1 protein-coding gene is annotated in these 931 nt (G+C 65.2%); it reads right to left on the bottom strand.

Features of this window, described 5'->3' with window-relative positions; genetic code table 11:
• The coding region (locus EN884_RS37140) for an Ldh family oxidoreductase (protein WP_164895470.1) at positions 1-790 on the bottom strand (790 nt) is incomplete at its 3' end.
• Positions 791-931: the final 141 nt, after the last annotated feature.

The raw sequence follows: 931 nt of genomic DNA, 5'->3' as shown, positions 1-931 counted from the left end.
GTCCCGTGCCGGGGCTGTCCGGCCCGCCGCTGAACCATGGCGCGTCGAGCGACCAGTTGGCGCCCGACAGGCCCGCCGCCAGCACCTCGACCATCAGCGCGATGTTGGCGCCGCGCTGACCGCCGAAGGCGAGCATTGCACCCTTCATGGCGGCGGCGGGATCGGTGGTCGGATTGCCGCTGGCGTCCAGTGCCCAGCCTTCCGGGATTGTCTTGCCGTCCTCGGCCGCTTTGCGGATGTTGACGAAAGCGGTGGCGCTCGACGACTGGTCGATGACCAGCGGCGCCCCGTCGGCGGCAGGCGCGGCAAACGACATCGGGTTGGTGCAGTAGACCGGCTTGACCGAGCCCGAGCCGGCAAGCACGGCCGGGCCGTTGGTGGCTGCGAACGACACCAGTCCTTGTGCTGCCAGCCTTCCGGTGAAATAGCCGAGCGCGCCGCATGTATAGGCGTTCTTCTGCGAGAAGATGGCGACACCGAACAGCTTTGCCGCCTTGGCGAGGTCGTCGATGTTGCGGTCGAAGCCGGTATGCGCCAGCCCGCCGCGTGCATCGGAGAGATAGACTGCCAGCGCCGGCCGTGTGATCACCGGGTCGGCATTGCCGTCGATGCGTCCGGCTTCCAGCGCCTCGAGATAGTCGATGAAATGCGACAGACCGACCGAGGAAAGCCCTTCGGCCTCGGCTGATATGATCGAAGCAGTGAGCGATTGCGCCGCTTCCTCATTGGCGCCGGCGCCAAGTGCCGCCATCCGGCACAGTCCTTTTGCCTGGTCGAGACTGAGTTGCATCATGGCCGTCCTAGGGGAGTAGGGGAATAGGGGAGTACGGGACAGTGGGCAGTGAATAGCGAATGGGGATGGAAATGTGAATGTGGATAGTGGCCCGATACTCCCCTACTCCCCTACTCCCCTACTCCCCTACTCCCCTAC

The organism is Mesorhizobium sp. M7A.F.Ca.AU.001.01.1.1 (assembly GCF_004022735.1).
GTDB lineage: Bacteria > Pseudomonadota > Alphaproteobacteria > Rhizobiales > Rhizobiaceae > Mesorhizobium > Mesorhizobium ciceri.
The sequence above is the reverse complement of the archived record's forward strand: the minus strand, read 5'-3'. Positions and strand labels throughout refer to the sequence as shown.